21 protein-coding genes are annotated in these 22,044 nt (G+C 71.6%); 9 read left to right on the forward strand and 12 right to left on the reverse strand.

Going from position 1 to position 22,044, the window contains the following annotated elements; translation table 11 throughout:
* Positions 1-4 precede the first annotated feature (4 nt).
* Complete coding sequence (locus AB0F72_RS05025; RefSeq protein WP_360426035.1) at positions 5-1,150, reverse strand: site-2 protease family protein; 1,146 nt, start codon at positions 1,148-1,150, stop codon at positions 5-7.
* Positions 1,151-1,560: 410 nt separating this feature from the next.
* Here AB0F72_RS05025 and AB0F72_RS05030 point away from each other — a divergent pair, with 410 nt between their 5' ends.
* Both AB0F72_RS05030 and AB0F72_RS05035 read left to right on the forward strand, forming a co-directional pair.
* Entirely contained in the window at positions 1,561-2,604 is a 1,044-nt protein-coding gene (locus tag AB0F72_RS05030; RefSeq protein WP_360426038.1) for a PD-(D/E)XK nuclease family protein, read from the forward strand.
* 163 nt (positions 2,605-2,767) lie between these two features.
* The gene (locus tag AB0F72_RS05035; RefSeq protein WP_360425325.1) at positions 2,768-3,697 is read left to right on the forward strand and encodes a response regulator transcription factor; all 930 of its coding nucleotides are present in this window, start codon (positions 2,768-2,770) and stop codon (positions 3,695-3,697) included.
* A gap of 453 nt (positions 3,698-4,150) precedes the next feature.
* Here the strand turns inward: AB0F72_RS05035 and AB0F72_RS05040 are convergent, their stop codons facing one another.
* The 3 genes from AB0F72_RS05040 to AB0F72_RS05050 are packed head-to-tail and all read right to left on the reverse strand — an operon-like array spanning position 4,151 to position 5,813.
* Positions 4,151-4,399 carry a hypothetical protein gene (locus AB0F72_RS05040; RefSeq protein WP_360425328.1) on the reverse strand — a complete coding sequence of 83 codons (249 nt, stop codon included), beginning with the start codon at positions 4,397-4,399 and terminating at the stop codon, positions 4,151-4,153.
* A gap of 15 nt (positions 4,400-4,414) precedes the next feature.
* Positions 4,415-5,062 (reverse strand): HAD family phosphatase, encoded by a 648-nt coding sequence (locus AB0F72_RS05045; protein WP_360425331.1) that lies wholly within the window; start codon positions 5,060-5,062, stop codon positions 4,415-4,417.
* 52 nt (positions 5,063-5,114) lie between these two features.
* Positions 5,115-5,813, reverse strand: a complete 699-nt coding sequence (locus AB0F72_RS05050; protein ID WP_360425334.1) for a neutral zinc metallopeptidase — start codon at positions 5,811-5,813, stop codon at positions 5,115-5,117.
* 86 nt (positions 5,814-5,899) lie between these two features.
* Between AB0F72_RS05050 and AB0F72_RS05055 the strand changes: the two genes are divergently transcribed.
* The 3 genes from AB0F72_RS05055 (at position 5,900) to AB0F72_RS05065 (ending at position 10,374) form a co-directional block, all read left to right on the forward strand.
* A complete protein-coding gene (locus tag AB0F72_RS05055) occupies positions 5,900-6,877 on the forward strand; it encodes an aldo/keto reductase (protein WP_360425337.1) in 978 nt (325 codons plus the stop codon).
* A 192-nt stretch (positions 6,878-7,069) separates the two neighbouring features.
* Positions 7,070-7,837, forward strand: coding sequence for an ABC transporter ATP-binding protein (locus AB0F72_RS05060; RefSeq protein WP_360425340.1), 768 nt, complete (start codon positions 7,070-7,072; stop codon positions 7,835-7,837).
* On the forward strand, positions 7,837-10,374 hold the full coding sequence (locus AB0F72_RS05065; protein WP_360425343.1) for an ABC transporter permease: 2,538 nt from the start codon (positions 7,837-7,839) through the stop codon (positions 10,372-10,374). The genes AB0F72_RS05060 and AB0F72_RS05065 overlap by 1 nt, the downstream gene beginning before the upstream one ends.
* A gap of 1,280 nt (positions 10,375-11,654) precedes the next feature.
* On the opposite strand, the gene AB0F72_RS05070 is transcribed toward AB0F72_RS05065, so the two are convergent.
* The 3 genes from AB0F72_RS05070 to AB0F72_RS05080 are packed head-to-tail and all read right to left on the reverse strand — an operon-like array spanning position 11,655 to position 13,040.
* The gene (locus AB0F72_RS05070) at positions 11,655-12,101 is read right to left on the reverse strand and encodes an SRPBCC domain-containing protein (protein WP_360425346.1); all 447 of its coding nucleotides are present in this window, start codon (positions 12,099-12,101) and stop codon (positions 11,655-11,657) included.
* Positions 12,098-12,427, reverse strand: a complete 330-nt coding sequence (locus tag AB0F72_RS05075) for a metalloregulator ArsR/SmtB family transcription factor (protein WP_360425349.1) — start codon at positions 12,425-12,427, stop codon at positions 12,098-12,100. Before AB0F72_RS05075 ends, AB0F72_RS05070 begins: the two co-directional genes overlap by 4 nt.
* Positions 12,428-12,485: 58 nt before the next feature.
* Entirely contained in the window at positions 12,486-13,040 is a 555-nt protein-coding gene (locus AB0F72_RS05080) for a hypothetical protein (RefSeq protein WP_360425352.1), read from the reverse strand.
* Positions 13,041-13,156: 116 nt separating this feature from the next.
* Here AB0F72_RS05080 and AB0F72_RS05085 point away from each other — a divergent pair, with 116 nt between their 5' ends.
* On the forward strand, positions 13,157-14,026 hold the full coding sequence (locus AB0F72_RS05085; protein WP_360425355.1) for a PAC2 family protein: 870 nt from the start codon (positions 13,157-13,159) through the stop codon (positions 14,024-14,026).
* A 60-nt stretch (positions 14,027-14,086) separates the two neighbouring features.
* Here the strand turns inward: AB0F72_RS05085 and AB0F72_RS05090 are convergent, their stop codons facing one another.
* The 3 genes from AB0F72_RS05090 to AB0F72_RS05100 all read right to left on the reverse strand — a co-directional run bounded on the left by AB0F72_RS05090 (position 14,087) and on the right by AB0F72_RS05100 (position 16,142).
* On the reverse strand, positions 14,087-14,392 hold the full coding sequence (locus AB0F72_RS05090; RefSeq protein WP_360425358.1) for a DUF397 domain-containing protein: 306 nt from the start codon (positions 14,390-14,392) through the stop codon (positions 14,087-14,089).
* A gap of 363 nt (positions 14,393-14,755) precedes the next feature.
* Positions 14,756-15,664 carry a helix-turn-helix transcriptional regulator gene (locus AB0F72_RS05095; protein WP_360425361.1) on the reverse strand — a complete coding sequence of 303 codons (909 nt, stop codon included), beginning with the start codon at positions 15,662-15,664 and terminating at the stop codon, positions 14,756-14,758.
* A 58-nt stretch (positions 15,665-15,722) separates the two neighbouring features.
* A complete protein-coding gene (locus tag AB0F72_RS05100; protein WP_360425364.1) occupies positions 15,723-16,142 on the reverse strand; it encodes a DUF6232 family protein in 420 nt (139 codons plus the stop codon).
* 370 nt (positions 16,143-16,512) lie between these two features.
* On the opposite strand from AB0F72_RS05100, the gene AB0F72_RS05105 reads away from it, so the two are divergent.
* Positions 16,513-17,304 carry a GntR family transcriptional regulator gene (locus AB0F72_RS05105; RefSeq protein WP_360425367.1) on the forward strand — a complete coding sequence of 264 codons (792 nt, stop codon included), beginning with the start codon at positions 16,513-16,515 and terminating at the stop codon, positions 17,302-17,304.
* Here the strand turns inward: AB0F72_RS05105 and AB0F72_RS05110 are convergent.
* The gene (locus AB0F72_RS05110; RefSeq protein ID WP_360425370.1) at positions 17,296-18,585 is read right to left on the reverse strand and encodes an alpha/beta hydrolase; all 1,290 of its coding nucleotides are present in this window, start codon (positions 18,583-18,585) and stop codon (positions 17,296-17,298) included. The genes AB0F72_RS05105 and AB0F72_RS05110 overlap by 9 nt on opposite strands.
* 109 nt (positions 18,586-18,694) lie before the next feature.
* Between AB0F72_RS05110 and AB0F72_RS05115 the strand changes: the two genes are divergently transcribed.
* On the forward strand, positions 18,695-19,846 hold the full coding sequence (locus AB0F72_RS05115; RefSeq protein ID WP_360425373.1) for a histidine kinase: 1,152 nt from the start codon (positions 18,695-18,697) through the stop codon (positions 19,844-19,846).
* Positions 19,847-19,899: 53 nt separating this feature from the next.
* Positions 19,900-20,580 (forward strand): response regulator transcription factor, encoded by a 681-nt coding sequence (locus AB0F72_RS05120; protein ID WP_360426041.1) that lies wholly within the window; start codon positions 19,900-19,902, stop codon positions 20,578-20,580.
* Positions 20,581-20,616: 36 nt separating this feature from the next.
* Here the strand turns inward: AB0F72_RS05120 and AB0F72_RS05125 are convergent, their stop codons facing one another.
* Positions 20,617-21,978, reverse strand: coding sequence for a hypothetical protein (locus AB0F72_RS05125; RefSeq protein ID WP_360425375.1), 1,362 nt, complete (start codon positions 21,976-21,978; stop codon positions 20,617-20,619).
* Between the last annotated feature and the right edge of the window lie 66 nt (positions 21,979-22,044).

Genomic DNA, 22,044 nt, shown 5'->3' on the forward strand with positions numbered 1-22,044 from the left:
CCGGTCACGGGCCCGGGCTGTCTCTTCTCGTGCCCGGGCTGTCTCTTCTCGGAGCCGGGCTGTCTCTTCTCGGACCCGGGCTGTCTCTTCTCGGGCTCGGCACGGTGCGGCGCGGTTCGAGGACCGCCGCCACGTCGGCGACCCGCAGAACGCCCACGACATCCTCCCCTGCCGTCACCAGGTACTGCGCACCCGGGTGAGCCTGCAGGGCCCGGACCACCTGCTCGCCGGTGAGCCCCAGCGGCAGGGTGGTCAGCGCGTCGCGGGATCGCGCGACGCTCTCCACGCTCACCCAGGGCCGCCGGTCGACCGGGATCCGCTCGGCGGCGACCGGGTCGACCACGGCGGTGAGGCTACCCGCCGCGTCGGCGACGGCCAGCACCACGTCCGGCCGCGGATCCTCGGCACGGCGGCGCTGCGCCTCGCCGAGCGGGGTCCCGGCCGGCACGGCGAGCACCGGCCGCGCCAGGGCGCCGAGGTCGATCAGCGGGAATCGGCCGGTCATCCGCCCCAGCCGGATCGACTGGCCGGCGCCCTGCCACAGGGTCAGCACCACCAGCAGCACGAAGACCAGCCCGAACACGGTGAGGAACCCGAGCCGGTAGAACGCGAACACCACGACCACGGTCAGCAGCGCGAGGATCCGGCCCGCCCAGCCGGCCACCACCGTCGCCCGGTTGCGGTCCTTCAGCAGCGCCCACATCCCGGCCCGCAGCGCCCGCCCGCCGTCCAGCGGCAGCCCCGGCAACACGTTGAAGATCGCGACGAGCACGTTGCTGACCGCCAGCTGGAACGCGATCTGCCCGGGCACGGTGTCGGCCGGCAGCAGCAGCGCCGCGACCGTGGCGATCCCGCCGAGCAGCAGCGACACCAGCGGCCCGGCGAGCGAGACCAGCGCGTCCACCCGCGGCGTCGGCGCGTCGCGCTCCATCTCGGTCCAGCCGCTCAGCAGCTCGAGCGTGATCCGCCGCACGCCGATCCCGTGCCGCCGGGCGGTCACCGCGTGCCCCAGCTCGTGCAGCAGCACCGAACCGAGCAGGCACACCACAAAACCCAGACCGACCAGGTACGACCATGGCGCGCCCAGTCCGAGCTCGGACTGGGCGTAGTTGCCATAGACCACAGTGACCAGGACGGCGAGCAGCAGCATCGACGCGTTGGCGTGCACCGGGATGCCGAGCACATGCCCGACCGGCCGGCCACCCGCCGGCGGATTGCGGGTCGCGCGTCCCTGGTCCTCCACGCGACCGATGCTACGGACACGCCGCCGCCGGACCCACCCCGGCGTTTTCGTCATACCTCTGGCCTAGCCTCTTGGACATGACGGCGCACTCCCCCACGACGGCACCGGCGGCCCCGATCCCGCCCCAGCCCGGCGACCCCCTCCCGCCAGCCGGCGCCCCGCGCCCCGCCGCCGCGGGGACCGGCGGTGCGGCTCATGGCACGGAGCCCGCCGCGAGCGGCCCGGAGCCCGGCGTCGCGGAGACCGGCGATGCGAGCGGCGCGGATGCCGGGGCGGCGGGACGTGGCCGCCGGCCGGAGGCGCCCGCCGGGCCGTCGCTGTCACCGTCGCGGGCGGCCGACTTCAAGACCTGCCCGCTGCTGTTCCGCTTCCGGACCATCGACAAGCTGCCCGAGCTGCCGTCCGCCGACCAGATCCGCGGCACGCTGGTGCACGCCGTGCTGGAGCGCCTCTTCGACCTGCCCGCCGCCGAGCGCACCCCGGAGGCCGCGGCCGCCCTGGTCGCCCCCGAGTGGGACAAACTGCTCACCCAGGACCCGTCCCTGGCCGAGATCTTCACTACGCCCCCGCCCTCTGCTGCCCCTTCCGGTGCCGCCGGGGCGCTGCCACCCGCCGGGGCGCTGCCACCCGCCGGGGCGCTGCCACCCGCCGTCGACCCCGCCGCAGTCGCCGTCGATCCGGCCGCGGTCGCTGCCGAGGCCGACGCGACAGGCCAGGCCGCGCTGATCGACGTGCCGGCCGCCGACGCCGAGGCGGCCCGCGTCGCGGCGTTCCTGTCCAGCGCGACCGCGCTGCTCAGCGGTTACTTCGCGGTGGAGGACCCGCAGCGCCTCCAGCCCGCCGAGCGGGAGACCCTGATCTCCACGGTGATCGGCGACGATCTCCTGCTCCGCGGCTACATCGACCGGCTGGACGTCTCCCCCGCCGGTGACATGCGCGTCGTCGACTACAAGACCGGCGGCGCCCCCCGCGAGGCGTTCGAGGGCCGGGCCCTGTTCCAGCTCAAGTTCTACGCCCTGGTCCTGTGGCGTACCCGCGGCATCGTGCCCCGCGTCCTCCGCCTGCTCTACCTGAAAGACGCCGAGGTCTGCGACTACAGCCCCGAGGCCGGCGAGCTGGAGCGTTTCGAGCGCACCCTGACCGCCCTCTCCGCCGCCATCGAGCGCGCCAAACGCGACCGCGACTTCCGCCCCAAGCCGAGCCGCCTCTGCGGCTGGTGCCGCCACCAGCAGCTGTGCCCCGAGTTCGGCGGCACCCCGCCACCGTTCCCCGAGCTGACGCTGACCACCGTCCCGGCCACCGCCCCCGACGTCGAACCGGACCGCGTCGGCGCCCTCCTGCGAGACGATCCCCTTGGCTGACCGACCCGCCGCCCGGCCCGCCGCGCCCCCGGGGCACCGCGCGGCGGCATCAGCCACCGACAGGCCCGCCGCAGCCCCGGGCCCAGCCGGTCAGACGGGCCCGAGCCGCCCGACCGGCGCGAGAGCCGCGGACCACCCGACCGGCACGACAGGCCCGCCCGGCGTGACCGGCACGACAGGCCCGCCCGGCATGACCGGCACGACCGGCCTGCCCGGCATGACCGGCACGACCGGCCTGCCCGGCATGACCGGCACGACGGCCCCGACCAGCTCGAACCCCCCGATCGGCCCGAGCCACCCGATCAGCGCGACGGGCGCGTCGGGGCAGGCCGGGCGGCGGCCGCCGTTGCGGGTGCTTCTGGCCGACCCGGCGCCGCTGCAGCGGGCGGGTCTGCGGGCGCTCCTGGCAACCCCCGCCGCCGAGACGGCCACCACAGCCACCGCGGCCGGCACCGAGACCACCGCCGCGGCCGCAGCCGAGACGACCACCGCTGCCGCAGCCGCCGCGGAGATCATGATCGCTGGTGAGGCCGCTGACGGCGTGGAAGCTCTGGACCTGGCCCGCCGGCTCCTCCCCGACGTGCTGATCACCGAGCTCGCTCTGCCCCGGCTCGACGGTCTCGCCGTGATCCGGGCGATCACCGAGGCCCGCCTGCCGGTGCGGATCCTGGTCGTCACCGACGAGGACACCGACGACCGGATCGTGGCAGCCGTCGGGGCGGGTGCCACCGGCTACCTCTGCAAGGACGCGCCCCGCGACGAGTTGATCGCCGCGGTCCGTACCGTCGCCGCCGGTGGCGCGGTGATCGCGCCGCAACTGCTGGCCCGCGTTCTCCGCAGGCTGACCGAGTCGCTGCCCACTCGCTCCGGCAACGGCGCCGCCGCCCTGGACGCGCTGACCAGCCGGGAACGTGAGGTGCTCGTCCACGTCGCCCGCGGCCTCGCCAACACCGAGATCGCCGAGGTGCTGCAGGTCAGCGAGACCACGGTGAAGACCCACGTCGGGCACGTCCTGACGAAACTGCGGCTCCGGGACCGTACCCAGGCAGTCGTCCTCGCCTACGAGACCGGCCTCGTCAAGCCCGGCACCTGACCCACCGCCGCGCCCGGCCGTAGCAGACGGAAGCGGACCGGAGCGGATCAGAGCGGCCCGCCGGTCAGCGCCGATGATCGTCACCCGGAGTGCCGGCATCAGCGGTAAAGGCGGCGCTTCGCGGAAGACAGCGGACGCCCCGGGCCCCGCAGAATGACGCACAGCGCGAACGCTCCGCCATCCCGGTGACCCACCGTGAAATCCGGGCGGGCTCGGGCGGAGCTCCGGGATCGCGGGTACGGCGATGGGTGCGCTGACGGCCGTCGGATGGATCACGGCGGCCCCGATACCTGCCTACGCTACGGCTCGCGCGGCCGCCCGCCCGCGACCAGGAGACGCACGACCACGGGGGCACACGACCACAGGGACACACGACCACAGGGACACACGACCACAGGGACACACGACCACAGGGGCGCACGACCACAGGGACGCGCCGCAACCGGGCAGCCCTCAGGACGGAAGGTAGCCGGTCACCCGCTTGCCGGACCAGGCCCCATGGGCGGCCGGCGGCGGCCCGTGCTGCTGGTTGACCGCCACGGTCACGGCCCGGACCAGCCACGCGTTGACCGAGATACCTTCGACCGCGGCTATCTGCTCGACGTGCGTCCGCAGCGACTCCGGCAGCTGCACCATGAGCTGCGCCAGGTCCGCGTCCCCGTCGACCGGCGAGGCGAGGGGAAGGTCCACGTGAAGGTCCACGTGACCCATCGTGCCTCAGCGGCGGATCAGACCGGCCAGGAAAGCGGGATCGACCCCGGCCAGCGACGACCGCAGGTGCACGCCGTCGACCGGTGGCAGTTCCAGCTCCGCCGGGACCGCGAGCACCGCCGCCCCGGCGGCCACCGCGCTGGCCAGGCCGCTCGGCGAGTCCTCGATCGCGACGCACCGGGAGATCGGCACGCCGAGCAGCTCCGCCGCGGTCCGGTACGGCTCCGGGTCCGGTTTCGGCTTCGTCACCTCGTCGCCGCAGACGACCACGTCGAAGTTCTCCGCGCCGAGCGTCTTGAGGGCGATCTCGACGAGCCGCCGCTCGGTCGAGGTGACGAGCGCGGTGCGAATCCCGGCGTCCCGGACGGCGAACAGCAGCTCCATCGCGCCGGGCCGCCAGACGAGGCCGTCGGCGAACATCTCGCAGACCCGGTCGGTCAGCCACGCCACGTCGGGCGCCTCCGGCCGGTCCGGCTGGCCCAGGTCCTCGCGGAAGATCCGCATGCTGGTGGTCATGCTGCTGCCGACCATGGCGAGGCGCGCGGTGCCGGAGAGCGTCCCGCCGGCCCGGACGGCCAGTTCGGCCAGCCCGATGCCCCAGATCCGCTCGCTGTCGACCAGCGTCCCGTCCATGTCGAAAAGTACGGCGTCCATCGCGGCAATTCTGCGGGGGCCGGGCGAAGATCCCCAGGGAACGTGACGACCCCTACAGCCCGCAGGACTCCAGGGAGTTCTGGTACCCGCCGGCGAACGCGTCCATCCGCTGCTCGGCGGTGCCGTGTGAGCCTTCGGCGAACCAGGGCTGGCCGGGCTGGTCGCCGACCGCCTCCAGGCCGTCGGCGAGTTCCCGGGTGTCGTCGTCCTGCATCCGCAGCCGGCCTTCGCGGGCCTTGTCGCCGATGAACGCGCCGGCCATGCAGTCGGCCTGCAGCTCCTGCTCGATGGTGAACTGTTTCCGGATGCCGAGCCGGGCCTGGATGCCGTGCGCGTACTCGTGGCCGAGCAGGTAGAACAGGAACGCGTCACCGATCTGCCGGAACGCGGCGTACGCCCAGTTCACGTCGTAGGCGATGAAGTCACCGGCGGAGCAGTACACCGCGTTGTTCCGGGGAAGCGGCTCCTGCGCGCAGGCCACGTCACCCTCCTGCTCGTACGCGATCAATTGCCGGACCGGTGAGAAGCCGGCGCCGAGCCGCTGGCCCCAGTATTCCTCGGCGACCTCCTGGGCGGCCTCGATGTCACGGGTGAACTCCTCGGGGCTGTCGGTGCCGTCGGCGTCCGCGGAGACCTCGGTGGCGGTCGGCGCCGGGCCGGGGCCGCCGTCGTCGTCGAGAGGCTCCTCGACCACGCAACCGGCGGTGAGGATCAGGACCATCAGGGGTACGAGGGCCGCACGTGCGCGCATGCATCCACGGTAGACGCGCGACACCGGATCCGCGCGGCGCGCATCAGGGGGCCGGTCTCGTCATGGAGCGGTATCGTCCGGCCGGTATGAGGACGATTTCACTGGGCGGGCTCGAGGTTTCGGCGGTCGGGCTCGGATGCATGGGGATGTCGCACGCCTACACCGGCCACGGCAGCGACGACGACGAGTCGATCCGGGCCATTCACCGGGCCCTCGACCTGGGTGTCACGTTCCTGGACACCGCGGAGGTCTACGGGCCGTACACGAACGAGGAGCTCGTCGGGCGGGCGCTGGCCGGCCGCTGGGACGGCGTGGTGGTGGCCTCCAAGTTCGGCCTGCTGTCGCATCGGCCGGGCGGGCCCGCGGGGATGACCGTCGACGGCCACCCGGACAACGTGCGGCCGGCCGTGGAGGGCTCGCTGCGCCGGCTCGGCACCGATCACATCCACCTCTACTACCAGCACCGGATGGATCCGGCGGTGCCGGTGGAGGAGACCATCGGGGTGCTCGCCGAGCTGGTCGCCGAGGGCAAGATCGGCCACATCGGACTCTCCGAGGCGGCGCCGGAGACGATCCGCCGGGCGCACGCCACGCATCCGGTCGCCGCGCTGCAGTCGGAGTACTCGCTCTGGACCCGGGACCCGGAGGACGGCGTGCTGGACACGATCCGGGAGCTGGGCATCGGCCTGGTCCCGTTCTCGCCGCTGGGCCGGGGTTTCCTCACCGGGGCGCTCACCTCGGCGGCCGACCTCGCCGACGACGACTTCCGCCGCGGGCTGCCCCGGTTCACCGGGGAGAACTTCGACGCGAACCTGCGGATCGTGGACGAGGTCCGGGCGGTGGCGGCCGAGGCCGGCGCGACCCCGGCGCAGGTGGCGCTCGCCTGGGTGCTCGCGCAGGGCGACGACGTCGCCCCGATTCCGGGTACGAAACGGGTGTCCCGGGTGGAGGAGAACGCCGCGGCCGCGGACCTGCGGCTCACCGCGGACCAGCTCGGCCGGCTCACCGCGATCACCCCGCCGGCCGGGGCGCGCTACGCCGACATGAGTGCCGTACGACGGTAGCAGTCAGGGACCACCCTGAGAGTTCCCTGGGTGACTCCCCCATCGAACTCTCCGCGCTAAGTACTCCCCCGGGCGGACGCCGCCCGCTGATTCCGCCAACAGACTGGGTTGGCCGGCCGGGGCAGGCTGCCCCGGCCGGACCACGAAGCACACAGGACCAGGACCACAGTCGGTCGAAACCAGGGGGATGAAGTGGCAGCGACGAATGCCGGCGGGCCGGTAGCGGCGCGAGCGGACGAGATCTGGAAGGTCTACGGCTCGGGTGAGGCCCGGGTCGTGGCGCTGCGGGGGGTCAGCGCCGAGTTCGGCCGTGGCCGGTTCACGGCGATCATGGGTCCGTCGGGCAGCGGCAAATCCACACTGATGCACTGCCTGGCCGGGTTGGACACGGTCGACAAGGGCACCGTCCACGTCGGCGGCACCGAGATCAGCAAGCTCGGCGACAAGGCGCTGACGCGGCTGCGCCGGGACCGGATCGGCTTCATCTTCCAGCAGTTCAACCTGCTGCCGACGCTGAGCGCCGCGGAGAACATCCGGCTGCCGCTGGACATCGCCGGCCGCAAGCCGGACCAGGCCTGGTGGGACACCGTGATCGACACGGTCGGCCTGCGGGACCGGCTGAGCCACCGGCCGAGCCAGCTCTCCGGCGGCCAGCAGCAGCGGGTCGCGTGCGCGCGGGCCCTGGTCGCCCGCCCCGACGTGATCTTCGCGGACGAGCCGACCGGCAACCTGGACTCGCGGTCCGGCGCCGAGGTGCTGGGCTTCCTGCGGGAGAGCGTGCGCGAGCACGACCAGACCATCGTGATGGTCACCCACGACCCGGTGGCGGCGAGCTACGCGGACCGGGTGGTGTTCCTGGCCGACGGCGCGATCGTCGACGAGCTGGCGGACCCGACCGCGGAGACCGTGCTGGACACCATGAAGCGGCTGGACACCGTCATCGAGCCGGTGACGCTCTGATGCTGCGCGCGACGCTGAAGAGCCTGCTCGCCCGCAAGCTGCGGCTGGTCCTGTCCGGGCTGGCCGTGGTGCTCGGGGTGATGTTCGTGTCGGGCGCGCTGGTGCTCACCGACACACTGAACCGCACCTTCGATTCGATCTTCGCCGACGCCTACTCGGCGACCGACGTCTCGGTCACCGCGAAACCCAAGGTCGAGGTCTCGGAGTTCGATGGCGAAGAGGTCGCCGCGCCGCTGCCGGCCGCGACGGTGGACAAGATCAAAAACCAGCCGGGGGTACGGTCGGCGGTGGGCCGCGTCGACACCGACGGAGCCCGGGTGATCGGCTCCGACGGCAAGGTGCTCACCTCGATGGGCCCGCCCCGGCTCGGCGGCAACTGGACCGGCACCGACGGCGTCATGGAGTTGCGTGCGGGCCGCGGCCCGGAGACGGCCGGCGAGATCGCGATGAACGCGACCACCGCCGAGCTGTCCGGATACCGGATCGGCGACACCGTCCCGGTGCTGACCCAGCAGCCCAAGCGCGAGTTCACCCTGGTCGGGATCTGGGGCTACACCGGTGACCGGGACAGCATCGGCGGCACCCAGGAGGTCGCGTTCACCACGCCGGTGGCGCAGGAGCTGATGCTCGGCGAGAAGGACGTCTTCACCTCGGTGACCGTCGAGACCGCGGACGGGGTCAGCCCGGCGGAGCTGCGCGACTCGCTGACGCCGGCGCTCGGCGCCGGCTACGTCGTGAAGACCGGCGACGACCTGGCGAAGGAGAGCTCGGCGAGCATCAAGGAGGGTCTCGGCTTCTTCAACCAGATCCTGCTGGGCTTTGCCGGCATCGCGCTGTTCGTCGGCGTCTTCCTGATCCTCAACACGTTCTCCATCGTGGTGGCCCAGCGCACCCGTGAGCTGGCCCTGCTCCGCGCGATCGGCGCCAGCCGCCGCCAGGTGATCAATTCGGTGCTGGTGGAGGCCGTGGTGGTCGGCCTAATCGCCTCGGTCCTCGGGCTGGCCGCCGGGATCGGCGCCGGCGCGGGCCTCGGCTACCTGTTCGGCTCCCTGGGCGGTGGCGGGCTCGACCTGGCCCCGGTCGGCGTGCCGCTGTCCGCGGTGATCGCCTCGTTCGTTGTCGGCCTGGTCGTGACAGTGGTGGCGGCAGTGCTGCCGGCGCTGCGCGCGTCCCGGATCGCCCCGGTCGCCGCGATGCAGGACGTCGCCACCCCGGACCGCCCGCTCACCCGGATCAGCATGTCCGGCGGGGTGGTCACGGCGGCCGGCGCGGCCGCGCTCGGCGTCGGCCTCTTCGCCGACGCGGGCGACGCCGACCTCTGGCTGATCTTCGGTGGCGTGTTCGTCACGTTCATCGGGGTCGCTCTGCTCACCCCGCTGATCAGCAAGCCGGTGGTGTCGCTGCTCGGCCGGATCTTCTCCTGGTCGGTGCCGGGCCGCCTGGGCCGCCTCAACTCCGGCCGCAACCCGCGCCGCACCGCGATCACGGCCGCCGCCCTGATGGTCGGCATCGCCCTGGTCACCGGCGTCACGGTCGTCATGGACTCGGCGAAGAGCAGCCTCAAGGCCGAGGCCGCGCGCATCCTGAAGGCCCAGATCATGATCAGCGGCGACCAGAACGGTCCCCGGCCACCGACCTACGACCCGGCGGTCATCACCGACACCGCGGAGATCCCCGGGGTACGGGCGGCGGCCGGCCTGTACAACGACCTCGTCGCCGTGGGTGGCGAGCGGGAGTACGTCGCCGCCAGCGAGGACCTGGCGACCCTGGCCCAGGCGTACGGGTCGAGCGCCGCCACGCTGCGCGACGACCAGATCGCGGTGAGCGCGCCGCAGGCCACCGAGAGCGGCTGGCAGGTCGGCACCCCGGTGACGATCCAGACGTCGCGGGGCGAGGAGCACACGTACACGGTGTCGTTGATCTTCGCGGAGAACACCCTGCCGGGCAGCATCATCCTGCCGGGTGCCGCGATCAAGGACTTCGGCATCACCCAGCCGGTCTTCGGTTTCGTGCGGCTCGACGACGGCGTCCCGGTCTCGGCCGTCCTGCCGCAGGTCAAGGCGCTGCTGGCGGACAGTCCCGAGGTGTCCGCGACCGACCAGCAGACCTGGGTCGACGGGCAGGCGGCGCAGTTCGACCAGATCATCACGATGATTCAGATCCTGCTGGGACTGGCCATCCTGATCGCCGTCCTGGGCGTGGTGAACACCCTGGCCCTGTCCGTCCTGGAACGCACCCGCGAACTCGGCCTGCTCCGCGCGGTCGGCCTGGGCCGGGCACAGACCATGCGCATGGTCACCGTGGAGGCCGTCGTCATCTCGGTCTTCGGCGCGCTGCTCGGCGTCGCCGTCGGCGCCGGGATGGGCAGCGCGGTGGCCCGCGCCCTGGAGAACGACGGGATCAGCGAGATCGTGCTCCCCTGGGGCCGGATGGGCACCTACCTGGGGCTGGCCGCGCTGGTCGGCGTGGTGGCCGCGGTGGCGCCGGCGATCCGGGCGGCCCGCTTGAACATCCTGAACGCGATCGCCCACGACTGACCCGTTCCGCACCACGCGAACAGCACGGTGAGCCAGCTGGTCCGGCTGGCTCACCGTGCTGACCTTGCCGGCTGATCGTGGAGCCGTCGCCCGGTAGGGACGTGCGGTGGCGCCCTCGGTCCGGACGTGGCGCCACCGGTCGTCGGCTGGCGTGGATCGTGGATCGTGGAGCGGTGCGGGCGGGCTGGCGCTCAGTGCTCTCGGAACAGACATCCGGCAGCACTGGTGACCAGCTCGTCGTGCCCGGCTGGCGCTCAGTGTTCTCGCCGGCTGGCCGGGGTAGCACTGAGCGCCAGCCGAGCCGCGCCTTTCCACGATCCACGCCAGCCGACGACCAGGGCCGGGCCGCCCGTCAGCGCGAACCGTTGTCACCCAGCGTGCCGGCATCCGCGGTCAACGTCGCGCTTTACGGAAACGCGCGGACGCCCCGTGCCCCGCAGAATGACGCAGACCCCATAGCGCTCCACGGTCACCGGCAACCGACCGTGACGCGTGGCCGCATCGGTGCACTACCGGGCGGTATCGGTGCACGACCGGGCGGCGGGTAGTAGCCGACCGGGTCAGTGCTGTTCGGGACGCGGGACTCGGGACTTCGCCGCCCCGGGGGCTCCGAATCCGCTGCGTGTCACGGTGAGTGGCGGGCGACGGTGGAACACTGCGGGTCCGCGTGATTCTGCGGGGCTTGGAGCGTCCACGGGTTTCCGTGACGCGCCGGGTTTACCGTGGTTGTCGGCACGCACAGTGACAAGGACTCGCGGTGACGGGCACCCCGGTGTTGGGCCGGCCCCCAGCGGCGATGACACGCCCCGAGAACGATGACGCATCCCGACAGCCTCGCCGCGTCCCGACAGCTTCGCCGCGCTCGAGAAACACCGCCGCGCTCGAGAAACATCGCCGCGCTCGAGAAACATCGCCGCGCCCGGGAGCAGTGACGACCAGCCGGACCAGCCGGACCAGCCGGACCAGCCCGACCAGCCGGACCAGCCGGACCAGCCCGACCAGCCCGACCAGCCCGACCAGCTGGACCAGCCGGATCAGCCGGACCAGCTGGTCGTCAGCGCCAGCCCGACCACGCCGCTCCACGATCAGCAAGCGGCGCCGCCTCACATCACTACGGGGCGACGGCTCGTCGCCCCGCCGGCGAGGTCAGCGCCGGCCGGGAAGGCCGGCGTGCCGCCGGGGCCGGCGGCGGGACGCGCCGGGGCATGGACGTCAGGGGTGGACTCTCGGGGACGGCCGGGGTGTGTCCGGGGACGGGGTGACGCGTACCCGATCGGTGGTCAGGCGGTGAGGAGCTTGTCGAGCTTGGTGAAGCTGCTGCCCCAGCCCTCGCGGGCGTCCTCCGCCATGGCCTCGGGGAACGGGCTCTGGGTGACGACCAGGCGGGTCTTCGTGCCGCCGTCCTCGTCGTGGAACTCCAGGCGCAGGCGCAGCTTGTCGGCGCCGAATTCGGGGATGTGGGCGACGGACTCCTCGCCGACCAGCAGCTCGTTCTCGATCACCTCGATGAAGGTGCCGTTCTGCGGGGCGCTCATGCTCGGGTCGTCGTCGTTGACCATGGTGAAGCGCTGGTGGCCGCCCACGCGGGCGTCGATGTCGACCGAGTCGCGGGGCACGGACCAGCCGACCGGGCCGAACCAGGCGGCCAGCTGGTCGGGGTCGGTGAACGCACGGTAGACCAGGGCTCGGGGGGCGTCGAAGACGCGGGTGATGACGAGGTCGGTCACGGTTCCTCCTGGATGCGCTTGAGGTGGGCGTCGAGCCGGGCGAAGTTCTCGTCCCAGAACCGGCGGTACCGCTCCATCCACGCGGTGGCCTCGCGCAGCGGCTCCGGCTCGAGCCGGCTGGAACGCCACTGCGCGGACCGGCTGCGGGAGATCAGACCCGCGTTCTCCAGGACCTTCAGGTGCCGGGAGATCGCCGGGAGGCTGATGTCGAACGGCTCGGCCAGCTGCGTCACGGTCGCCTCGCCCTCGGCGAGCCGGGCCAGGATGGCGCGGCGCGTCGGGTCGGCGAGGGCCGCGAAGATCACGCTGAGCCGGTCGTCGGGCACTTAACACCTCTGTTAATTAACGGATGCGTTAAGAACATAGACCCCTCTCGTCACGGCGTCAAACCTTGCTGGGTACGCGGCGATGCAGCTCGGCGAGGAGCACCTCGGGGCCGGGCGACATCAGCCCCACGTCGACGACGTAGGCGGTCTCGGCCCCACGACGGCGGATGCGCGGATGGCCGCCCTTACCGGACAGTTCGGTCGCGTAGTCGTCGCTCACCGGCGTGACGATCAACTCGGTGAACGCGCCCCGCCCGTGCAGGGCCACCGACGCGATGCCGGACCAGGGGATGTGCACCGGGCGGCGGCCGGTCGCGGCGAAGTCCAGGCCGTGCACGGAGGTGTGCAGCCAGCCGAGACGGCGCCAGACGACCAGCATCACCACTGCCGCGGAGACGGCCGGCACGATCAGGGCCGCCTCGATGTAGATCACGATGTCCGCGGGCTCCGGCCGGTGCCCCGCGGCGATCTTGATGAGCAGGTACAGGGCGAGCATCGGCACCCAGGCGGCGGCGAGAACCCAGAGGGCTGTCACGAAGAACATGCCGCGCGCCTGGACGAAGCTCACGGTGTCGTCGGTGGGTCCGAGCACCTGATCCACGTGGTCGGTCATGGTGCGATTATGCGCGGATTTCACCCGGTTGATCCGATAGATGAGGTACTCCGGGTGGCCTGACCCACGGCGCGGCCGCCGGGTGCCTCCGCGAGCCCGCACGTAGGCTGTGTTGCATGACTGAGTTCGACGGCCTCCCGATCCTCCGCTCGCCTGTGGCAATCGCCGCCTTCGAGGGCTGGAACGACGCGGCGGACGCCTCGACCGCGGCCGTGGAACACCTCGAACAGGTGTGGCAGGCCAAGGAGATCACCAGCATCGACCCGGAGGACTTCTACGACTTCCAGGTCAGCCGCCCCACCATCACCATGGCCGAGGGCGAGACCCGCAAGATCGAGTGGCCGACCACCCGGTTCACCGTGGCGAGCCCGCCCGGCAGCGACCGCGACGTGGTCCTGATCCGCGGCATCGAGCCGAGCATGCGGTGGCGCACGTTCTGCGAGAACGTCCTGGAGATCTGCCACAGCCTCGAGGTGAACCGGATCGTCCTGCTCGGCGCGCTGCTGGCGGACGTCCCCTACACCCGGCCCCTGCCGATCAGCGGCAGCGCCTCGCACAGCGAGGTCGCCGAGAAGTACAACGTGGTCCCGACCCGGTACGACGGCCCCACCGGCATCGTCGGCGTCCTCCAGGAGGCGGCCACCCGCGCCGACGTGGACGCGCTGTCGTTCTGGGTGCACGTGCCGCACTACGCGAACAATCCCCCGTGCCCGAAGGCGACCCTCGCCCTGCTCAGCCGGATCGAGGACGTCCTCGATCTGCCGGTGCCGATGGCCGACCTGGCCGAGCAGGCCGACGAGTGGGAGAAGCGGGTGCGGGCGGCGGCGGAGCAGGACGCGGAGCTCGGAGAGTATGTCCGGGAGCTGGAGGAGCGCGTGGGGGACGCCGGGATCCAACCGCTGACCGGGGACGAGATCGCCAGCGAGTTCGAGAAGTACCTGCGGAGGCGGGGCGGATCGGCGGGCCCGACGGCCGGCTCCTGGTAGGACCCACCGGCGACACGCACGAGAAAGCGCAGGCCGCTGCGGCCTGCGCTTTCTTAGAATTCAGGAAAGGCTCGGGTCGAGGGATCCGTACCGCCCGTCGCGGATTCTGTCCAGGAAGATCGACCAGTCGTCTTTCGAGAATTTGAGAAATGGCTGTTCCGGATTCTTCGAGTCCCGGACCAGGACGTTCCCTCCCCTGGTGGGCGCGACCTCCACGCAGGCGTTATCAGCGCAGAAGGTGCTTCGAGTCCACTGCCGCGTGGGCTCCGCCAGCCGAACCATCCAAATCCTCCACTCACACTCATGAACATGCGCATCCACCCGGCAACCATTGCCGAACGGAAGTTGATGCTGCGATTCGATCACCAGGTGCCAGCATAACGAGGCCGACTGTCAGCAGAAGCGACCACGTCCAGCAAACTATCCAACGATCGAACTCAGTTTAACAATACCCATTCGCGCAATGTCCTAAGTCCACAAATGATCATTCCTCGAGAAGGCCGCCGACAACACAAGCGACCCTTTCAGAATCGCATCTTGGAAGGCTGCAGTGTCAAGAGACTGCAGCTGGGAACTTTCTGAGTTCCACATCGGAGCGACGGGGTGCCGGCGCCCCGCGCGGTCGCCACGCGGCCTCCGGCAAGGGGAACGGCCCCGGCTGACCCGGGGCCGTACACCCTGCTCAGTTCGTCTTCGTCACACCTGAATCATCATTCCGGGTGATCAGCGTCATTGCCCTCCCTGACCGCGCGCGTGCTCCGCGTGGAGCGCGAAAGCTCGAGCTCGGATCGCATATGTCGTCGCCGTCTCATCCAGGGCCCGCGCCCAGAATTCCTCGAAATACTTGCGATAGATCTCGACCGTCGTACCCGCCTGAATGATTTCGCCGGACAAGAAACTTTCGACGTAGAGAACCGCGTCGGAGGAATCGTTCGGGTCGAGCTGCATGAGCGAGAAACCACCCATCGCGCCGGCGAACGCTCCCTCTCCTGCCGGAAGCAGGCGGATCCGGACATTGGGACGTTCGGCCACCCTGGCGACCTCGTCCCACTGTTCCGCAGCCGTGCGATATCCGCCGATCACCCGCTGCAGCACACATTCATCCAGTAGCAGCCGGTACTCGGGAGCACCGCTCTCCTCGGTCAGCAGCCGACGGCGCCGGGCGCGGCTCTCGGCCAGGGCGCGGGACTCTTCGTCGGTATGGCTGGCACGCCACCGGTCCAGGATCGTGTGAACCGTTTCCGGCGTCTGCAGCGACCCGGGCACCACCTGCGGCTGAAACACACTGACGCTGGTCGCGGCCTCCTCGAACTGCATCAGTTGCCGCACGACCGGACGCAGCAGATGACGATTCTCCATCTCGGCCCAGTAACGCTCACGCCGGGCGACCTTCGCGTCGGAGACCAGCCGATTGATCAGTTGCTCGTCACCGATCCCGTAACAGGAGAGCAGCACCCGCACGTCAGCCGGCGAGACCGCGACGTCGCCCAACTCGATCCGCTGCAGCTTCGAAAGCGACCAGCCGAGTTCCCGCGCGATCTCACCCTGGCTGCTCCCGCGCTCGTCGCGCGCCCGGCGCAGGGCCAGACGGACTCGCCGCCGGGCGACCGCCGGCAGATCCTCCTCCGGGGCCGTCACCGGCCAGCCTCCCCGTGTGCCCGAATCGAGGCACACGGCGCGGCTTCGCGTCCCACTGTCACTCCAGCCTCTGATCCGCGTCGTACTCCCGTGCCCGGGCGACCGCACGGCACACCGCGTCGAACGTACGCCGATCGCCCGACTCGTACAGCCGCACCGGTTCGCCGCGGTACCACGCCCTCAGCTGCCACGCAGGGCGGGAACGGACCCGGAGGCACGCGCAGGCCGCCGCCACCTGGAGGCCCACCACGACGAGCATCAGCATCTGGGACATCGGGCCGATCACCGGAACCGTCACCAGCGCACCCGCCAGCGACGACACCCCGAGCAACCGCGGGCCCGTGACCCCGGGCCGGACCGGAGCGACGATGTGCAGATCGGTGAGCTCGGACAACGCGTAGGCACGCCGCACCGTGATCGTGACGTCGATCGACCGGTGACTGACCACGAGATCCGGCGCCCGATAGTAGATCGGCATGCGCCACCTCCCCGCTCCAGCGAGATGACCTCGGACGGGTCCTCCCTGACTGCTGACTATCCGACAGCCTGCGGGCAAGCACCACCCCTCTGACTGCTACGTAGCTGATAGCGAAAAAACCTGACCGCCTGACCAGTGTACGACGCGCCATCAAAGCCGACAATAGTGATAAAAATGCATGCTGAGCGTGGCGATGCGCGCGACTGTAGTGCCTCATACCTGCTATATAGCATCAGGCAGCGGCCGGTGACGGCTGCTGAACGGAGCCTCATGCACCGGTGATCGGCAAACAAGGCGTGTCGCCACGTGGTGACCCGCTCGGTAGGGCATCCTAGGAACCTAGCCGGAAGGCGGACGTCCGGGAGGGCAGATGACGATCAATCCGGGGAACCCGGAGTTTCCCCATCGGCAGATCTCCAACCAGCTCAAGGAACGGGTCCGGCGCGGCGACTGGCAGCCCGGCGAGCGCCTCCCCTCGATCCCGGCCATGGCCGAGATGTTCGGGGTGGCGAAACAGACGGTCCAGCGCGCCGTCGACCAGCTGCGGGTCGAGGGCATCCTGATCACCAAACCCGGATCGGGTACGTACGTCCGGGGCACCCGCCGCCGCCTGAACCGACTGTCCCGTGGCCGGTACGGCGCGCACCGCGGCTACCACGCCGACCTCGCCGCCCGATACCGCCAGCAGCTCGTCCGGGTCGGCCGCGAGCCCGCCCCGCCGGAGGTGGCCGACGCGTTCGGGGTGCGGGACGGCACCGAGCTGCTGGTCCGCCGCCATGTGGTCCGCACCGACGACGCGACGGTCGAGCTCGGCGCGTCCTGGTTCCGGGTCACCGACGCGAGCGGCACCTCGCTGGAACGCCTCGAAGCGTTCGGCCGCCCGCTCTACCAGGAGGCCGAGGAGGCGATCGGCCGCCGGTACGCCCAGGCCACCGACACGATCAGCGCCCGGCAGCCCAGCCGGGAGGAGGCGGAGATCCTCCAGATCCGGCCGGACACCCCGGTGCTGCACCTGCTGCACGTCGCGTTCGACGAGACCCGCAAGCCGATCGAGGTGGCGCAGGCGACCTGGCCGGGGCCGATGACGACGCTGACCGAGGAGTACCGGATCCCGGCGCCCGCACCGGATCCCGACCCCGATCCGGGCCTGACGCTAGCCTGATATCTCCGTCATCACGGCGAGAAATCCGTCCGGGTCCTCGAACATCGCCCGGTGTCCCGTGCCGGGCAGCACGAAGAGCCGCTTGGACGGGGCCCGCAACGACTCGTACCAGGGTTGGAACAGCTCGGCCAGCCCGCGCATCTCGCGCTCACCCTGGACGAAGTAGGCGGGCACCTCCAGGCGGGGCACGTCGCGGCGCAGGTCCACCTCCTGCATCCGGGGATACAGCAGGTGCCAGGTGTCCATGATCGCGGTCAGGGTGTGCGCTTTCCGCAGGAGCGTGTACTCCGAGGCGCCGAGCTCCAGGGCCGGAGTGCGCTGCTCGTAAGCCGCGTTCTCGTACTGAAGAAACGGCTCGTACCCCCAGAAATCTGGATAGGGGGGTGGGCCCTGCTGCTCCAGCTGCGCTGCCACGTCGTCACGACCGGTGGAGCGCGCCCATCCCAGGATGTCGGCGTAGAAGATCTGATCACTGGCGCGCAGATCCACGGCCTGGCCGGTCCCGATGTAGGCGTGATACCGACTCGGCTCCCGCGCTGCCGCCAGCACACCCGGGATCGAGCCGCCGGAGAAGGCGAGCAGGTAGATCTTCGGCTGGTGGAAGCGGTCACGCAGGTAGTCGGTGACGGCCAGGACGTCGGCGACCTCGTCGGCGACCGTCACGTCCGGGGACGGGTACGCGCGCCGATCCATTGTCGCCACCACGAACGTCCGCTCCAGACCGGCCAGGTGGGTGCGCATGGCGCCCTGCTCGGAGCCGCCCGGCGTGCCCGGCGCGAAGAGCAGCACCGGCCGCGCGGCGTCCCGGCCCCGGATCAGCAGGCTCAGGCCGTTCACGCTGGTCAGCTCGGCGACGCCGCCGGGGATCGGTGGGGTGCGGGCCGGGATCGCGACGGCCACGGTCAGCGTCAGGAGCAGCGCGGCCGCCGTCCCGGCGAGGATCCGTCGGCGGAGGAGCCAGGGCGTCAGCGCGCCGAGCGTCATCGGCAGCAGCGCCAGCAAGCCGTGCACGCCCCGGCCGGTGACCAGCGCGATCACGCCGAACGGGCTGAGGTGCGGCGCGTCGACGGACGGGCCGGAGATGCGGAGGCGGACGAGTTCGCAGGTCACCACGTACAGGAAAGGGGCGATGAGGAACGCCCAGCGGAAGCGGGCCGCGAGCCGGCCCACCGCGAAGCTGATGGCGATCGTCAGGATCGCCTCCGGATTGGTGAGCGGGCCGCGCGGCATCCACCAGGCGCAGACCGCGCCCCAGAGCACGGCGGGAAGCAACCAGATCATGGCGAACACGATGGCGGCGGCGCTGGTCCGGGCACACCGGCCGGGGGATATACCGCCGGCGATACTTTGGTAGGTGTTCGGCGGCCGTCCCGGCTTCTAGGCTTCGGAGATGCTTTTCGCGCTGCTGGTGCCGGACACCGGCGACACCGGTCACCGGGACCGGCTCGCCGACGGCATCGCGATCGTCCTGGCGCTGGCCTACGGGTCGGTCATGGTGGTGCTGGGCGACGCCACCGATCCGGGCGCTCTCCTGCCGTTCCCGGCCGACGTGGCGATCGGTGTCGCCGCCGCGGCCGCGCTGCTGGTCCGGCGCCGGCATCCGCTCGGCGTGACGGTGGCCCTGCTGCCGCTCGGCGCGATCTCGGTGATGGCCACCGGTCCGATTCTGATCGCGCTCTTCACCGCGGCGATCCGGCTGCGCCCGCGGGTGGCGCTCCTGCTCGGCGCGCTCAACGTGGCCACCGCCGGTCTCTACTTCCTGCTGCACGACAGTCCGGCCTTCGACATCTGGGTGGATTTCGCGATGCGCGGCGTGGTCACCGTGGCGGCGCTCGGCTGGGGGCTGTTCACGCAGGCGTACCGGCGGCTCACCGCCTCGCTGCGCGAGCAGGCGGCCCGGCTCGAGGCCGAGCAGCAGCTCCGCGCCGACCAGGCGAAACTCACCGAGCGGGCCCGGATCGCCCGGGAGATGCACGACGTCCTCGCGCACCGGATGTCGCTGATCAGCCTGCATGCGGGCGCTCTCGAGGTGCGCGGGACGGTCTCCCCGGAGGAGCTGTCGATCGCGGCCGGGGCGATCCGGACCGGCGCGCACGAGGCCCTCGACGAGCTGCGGGCGGTCGTCGGGGTGGCACGCAGCCGTCCGGAGCCGCCGCAGCCCGGTCTCGGTGACCTTCCGGACCTGGTGGCGGGCGTGCGCGAGGCCGGGATGAGCGTCGACTTCACGAGCGCGGTTGCGGCCGACGGGCCACCGGTGGTGCTCGGGCGCACCGCCTACCGGATCATCCAGGAGGGCCTCACCAACGCGCACCGGCACGGGTCCGGGCCGGCCGCGTCGGTTCGCGTGCGGGGTGCCGCCGGGCACGGCCTGCGCATCACGATCATCAACCCCCTTGCGGGTACGGGTGGAGCAGCCGCCCCGCGAGACGGCCTCGGTCTGGTCGGCATCGCGGAGCGGGTGGCGCTCGCCGGCGGGACCGTCCGGTTCGGCAGGGAGCAGGACGAGTTCCGGCTGGAGGCGGAGCTGCCGTGGCCGAGGTGACCGCCGGGTTGAGCACTGGGGCGGCCGGTCCGGGGGCGGCCGGTCCGGGGGCGATCGACGCTGGGGTGACCGGCGGGGCGCGACCGATTCGGGTGCTTCTGGTGGATGACGATCCGCTGGTGCGGGCCGGTCTGCGGATTCTGGTGGGCGGGTCCGACGACATCGAGATCGTGGGTGAGGCCGGCGACGGGGCGCAGGCCGTGACCGCCGCCGAGGCGCACTGGCCCGATGTGATCCTGATGGACGTCCGGATGCCGCGGGTCGACGGGCTTGTCGCCACCCGGCGCATCCGCGGCCGGGCGAACGCGCCGCAGGTGATCGTGCTGACCACGTTCGACGTGGACGAGTATGTGCTGGAGGCTCTCCGCGGCGGGGCCAGCGGGTTCCTGCTGAAGGACACGCCGCCGCGGGAGATCCTGGAAGCAGTGCGCACCGTGGCGTCGGGGGCCGCCATCCTCTCCCCCACCGCGATCCGGCAGCTGATCGACCACGTGGCCGACCCGGCGGCCGGCAACCGGCGGGCCCGGGCACGAGCCCGGCTCGCCGAGTTGACCGGCCGGGAGACCGATGTCGCGGTGCTGGTCGGCCACGGTCGTTCCAACGCCGAGATCGCCGGTGATCTGGGCATGGGCGTGCCGACCGTGAAAGGTCACGTGTCCCGGCTGCTGACCAAACTCGACCTGAACAACCGGGTCCAGATAGCCCTGCTGGTCCACGACGCCGAGCTGCTCTGACCCGGCGGTGGCCGGGGCGGGTCAGGCCGGGACGGGTCAGGCCGGGACGGCCGGGGCCGGGGTGGGCAGGGCGGCGGGACGGTTCAGGTCGTGGGCCATCAGGGCGCAGCCGGCCAGCAGCAGGAGGGGGCCGGTCACGCCGATCGGGCCCAGCCCCAGGGTCAGGAACGCCACGATGCCGGCCGCCACCAGGGCCGCCCCCGGCCAGCGGACCGTCCGGCTCGCGGCCGCGCCGGCGGCCACCGCGATCAGGCCGAGCAGGCTGAAGGCCATGCCGGGCAGCGCCCAGCCGAACGTGAACGCCGGATATCCGCCCAGAGTGTCGCTCACCCTCGTCGCGGTGGATTCGTCCAGGACCTGGTGGGCGGCCAGGTCGGCGCTGTCGCCCACCATCAGCCCGCTGAAGTTGATCAGCGCGATGACCGTGATCGTCGCGGCCACCCTGGTGAACGTGCCCGCCCGCGAGGACTCGCCTGCCCGCGAGGGCGCGCCTGCCCGCGAGGGCGCGCCTGCCCGCGAGGGCGCGCCGGGTGCGGCGAGGAGCAGCACCGCGGGGATGAACAGCAGCCAGCCCAGGTGCAGGAGCAACGCGCTGATCTGGGTCTGCACCGGCGCCGCCAGGGACTCGGTGATGTCACCGGTGTGGTCCGGGACGGTGGCCATTCCGGCGGCGAACGTGAGCGGGGCCGCGTACAGGGCAACCAGGCCGAACCGGCGCCGGAAGGCGCCGAAGGTGTCCGGCTCGACCGATGCCGATGCCGATGCCAATGCCAATGCCGACTCCGGTCGTGGGCGCAGCAGGCGCGCGGCGGCCGTCGCGTAGGCGCCGGTCATCACGAGCGGGCCGAGCAGGCAGAGCGGGACCGGTGAGATGGCGAACGCGAAGTAGAGGCCGGTGCCGAGCAGCGCGGCCCCGGCGGTCCACCAGCCGATCACGCCACCGCGCGCCGCGGCGATCGGGGTGAGCACCAGCGCGAGTCCCCAGCCGATCAGGCCCGGCCACTGCCAGCCGGCGACCGTCACGCCGAGCGACCGGAAACGCTCGTCGACCGCCGCCACCTGGGCGTCCGGCAGAGTCTGTTCCAGGGCCAGCAGCACGAAGTCGTTCGCCATCAGCGCGGAGAACGTGGTCAGTCCGATGATCACCGCGATCCAGGCGATCCGGGCGAGGACGGCGCCGCGCCGGCGGACGGGTGCGAGAAGAGCGAGCAGACCCGGTACGAACAGAACCCATGCCCAGTGCAGCAGGATCGCATGGGCCAGCACGCCGTCCGGATGCTGCCGGTAGATCCCGTAGCCCTCGGTGAGACCGAGCGCCGGGTCGACTCCGGTCGCCACGGCCAGCAGCACGGGCGCCGTGACGAGGCAGGCGGCGCCGAGGAAATCCTTGGTAGACATGTCATCGGACGCTAGGAAGGCCGGGACCCGTCGTCACCCGTACCCGGAATGATCGGTTCTCCCCCG

Source organism: Actinoplanes sp. NPDC023936, assembly GCF_040639325.1.
Classification (GTDB): domain Bacteria; phylum Actinomycetota; class Actinomycetes; order Mycobacteriales; family Micromonosporaceae; genus Actinoplanes.

Coding starts and splice junctions, on each gene's coding strand:
- AB0F72_RS05080 (WP_360425352.1), bottom strand. CDS start 13,040: ATGACCGACCACGTGGATCAGGTGCTCGGACCCACCGACGACACCGTG.
- AB0F72_RS05100 (WP_360425364.1), bottom strand. CDS start 16,142: ATGCCGATCTACTATCGGGCGCCGGATCTCGTGGTCAGTCACCGGTCG.
- AB0F72_RS05105 (WP_360425367.1), top strand. CDS start 16,513: ATGACGATCAATCCGGGGAACCCGGAGTTTCCCCATCGGCAGATCTCC.
- AB0F72_RS05065 (WP_360425343.1), top strand. CDS start 7,837: ATGCTGCGCGCGACGCTGAAGAGCCTGCTCGCCCGCAAGCTGCGGCTG.
- AB0F72_RS05025 (WP_360426035.1), bottom strand. CDS start 1,150: ATGCTGCTGCTCGCCGTCCTGGTCACTGTGGTCTATGGCAACTACGCC.
- AB0F72_RS05085 (WP_360425355.1), top strand. CDS start 13,157: ATGACTGAGTTCGACGGCCTCCCGATCCTCCGCTCGCCTGTGGCAATC.
- AB0F72_RS05125 (WP_360425375.1), bottom strand. CDS start 21,978: ATGTCTACCAAGGATTTCCTCGGCGCCGCCTGCCTCGTCACGGCGCCC.
- AB0F72_RS05055 (WP_360425337.1), top strand. CDS start 5,900: ATGAGGACGATTTCACTGGGCGGGCTCGAGGTTTCGGCGGTCGGGCTC.
- AB0F72_RS05050 (WP_360425334.1), bottom strand. CDS start 5,813: ATGCGCGCACGTGCGGCCCTCGTACCCCTGATGGTCCTGATCCTCACC.
- AB0F72_RS05110 (WP_360425370.1), bottom strand. CDS start 18,585: ATGATCTGGTTGCTTCCCGCCGTGCTCTGGGGCGCGGTCTGCGCCTGG.
- AB0F72_RS05115 (WP_360425373.1), top strand. CDS start 18,695: ATGCTTTTCGCGCTGCTGGTGCCGGACACCGGCGACACCGGTCACCGG.
- AB0F72_RS05045 (WP_360425331.1), bottom strand. CDS start 5,062: ATGGACGCCGTACTTTTCGACATGGACGGGACGCTGGTCGACAGCGAG.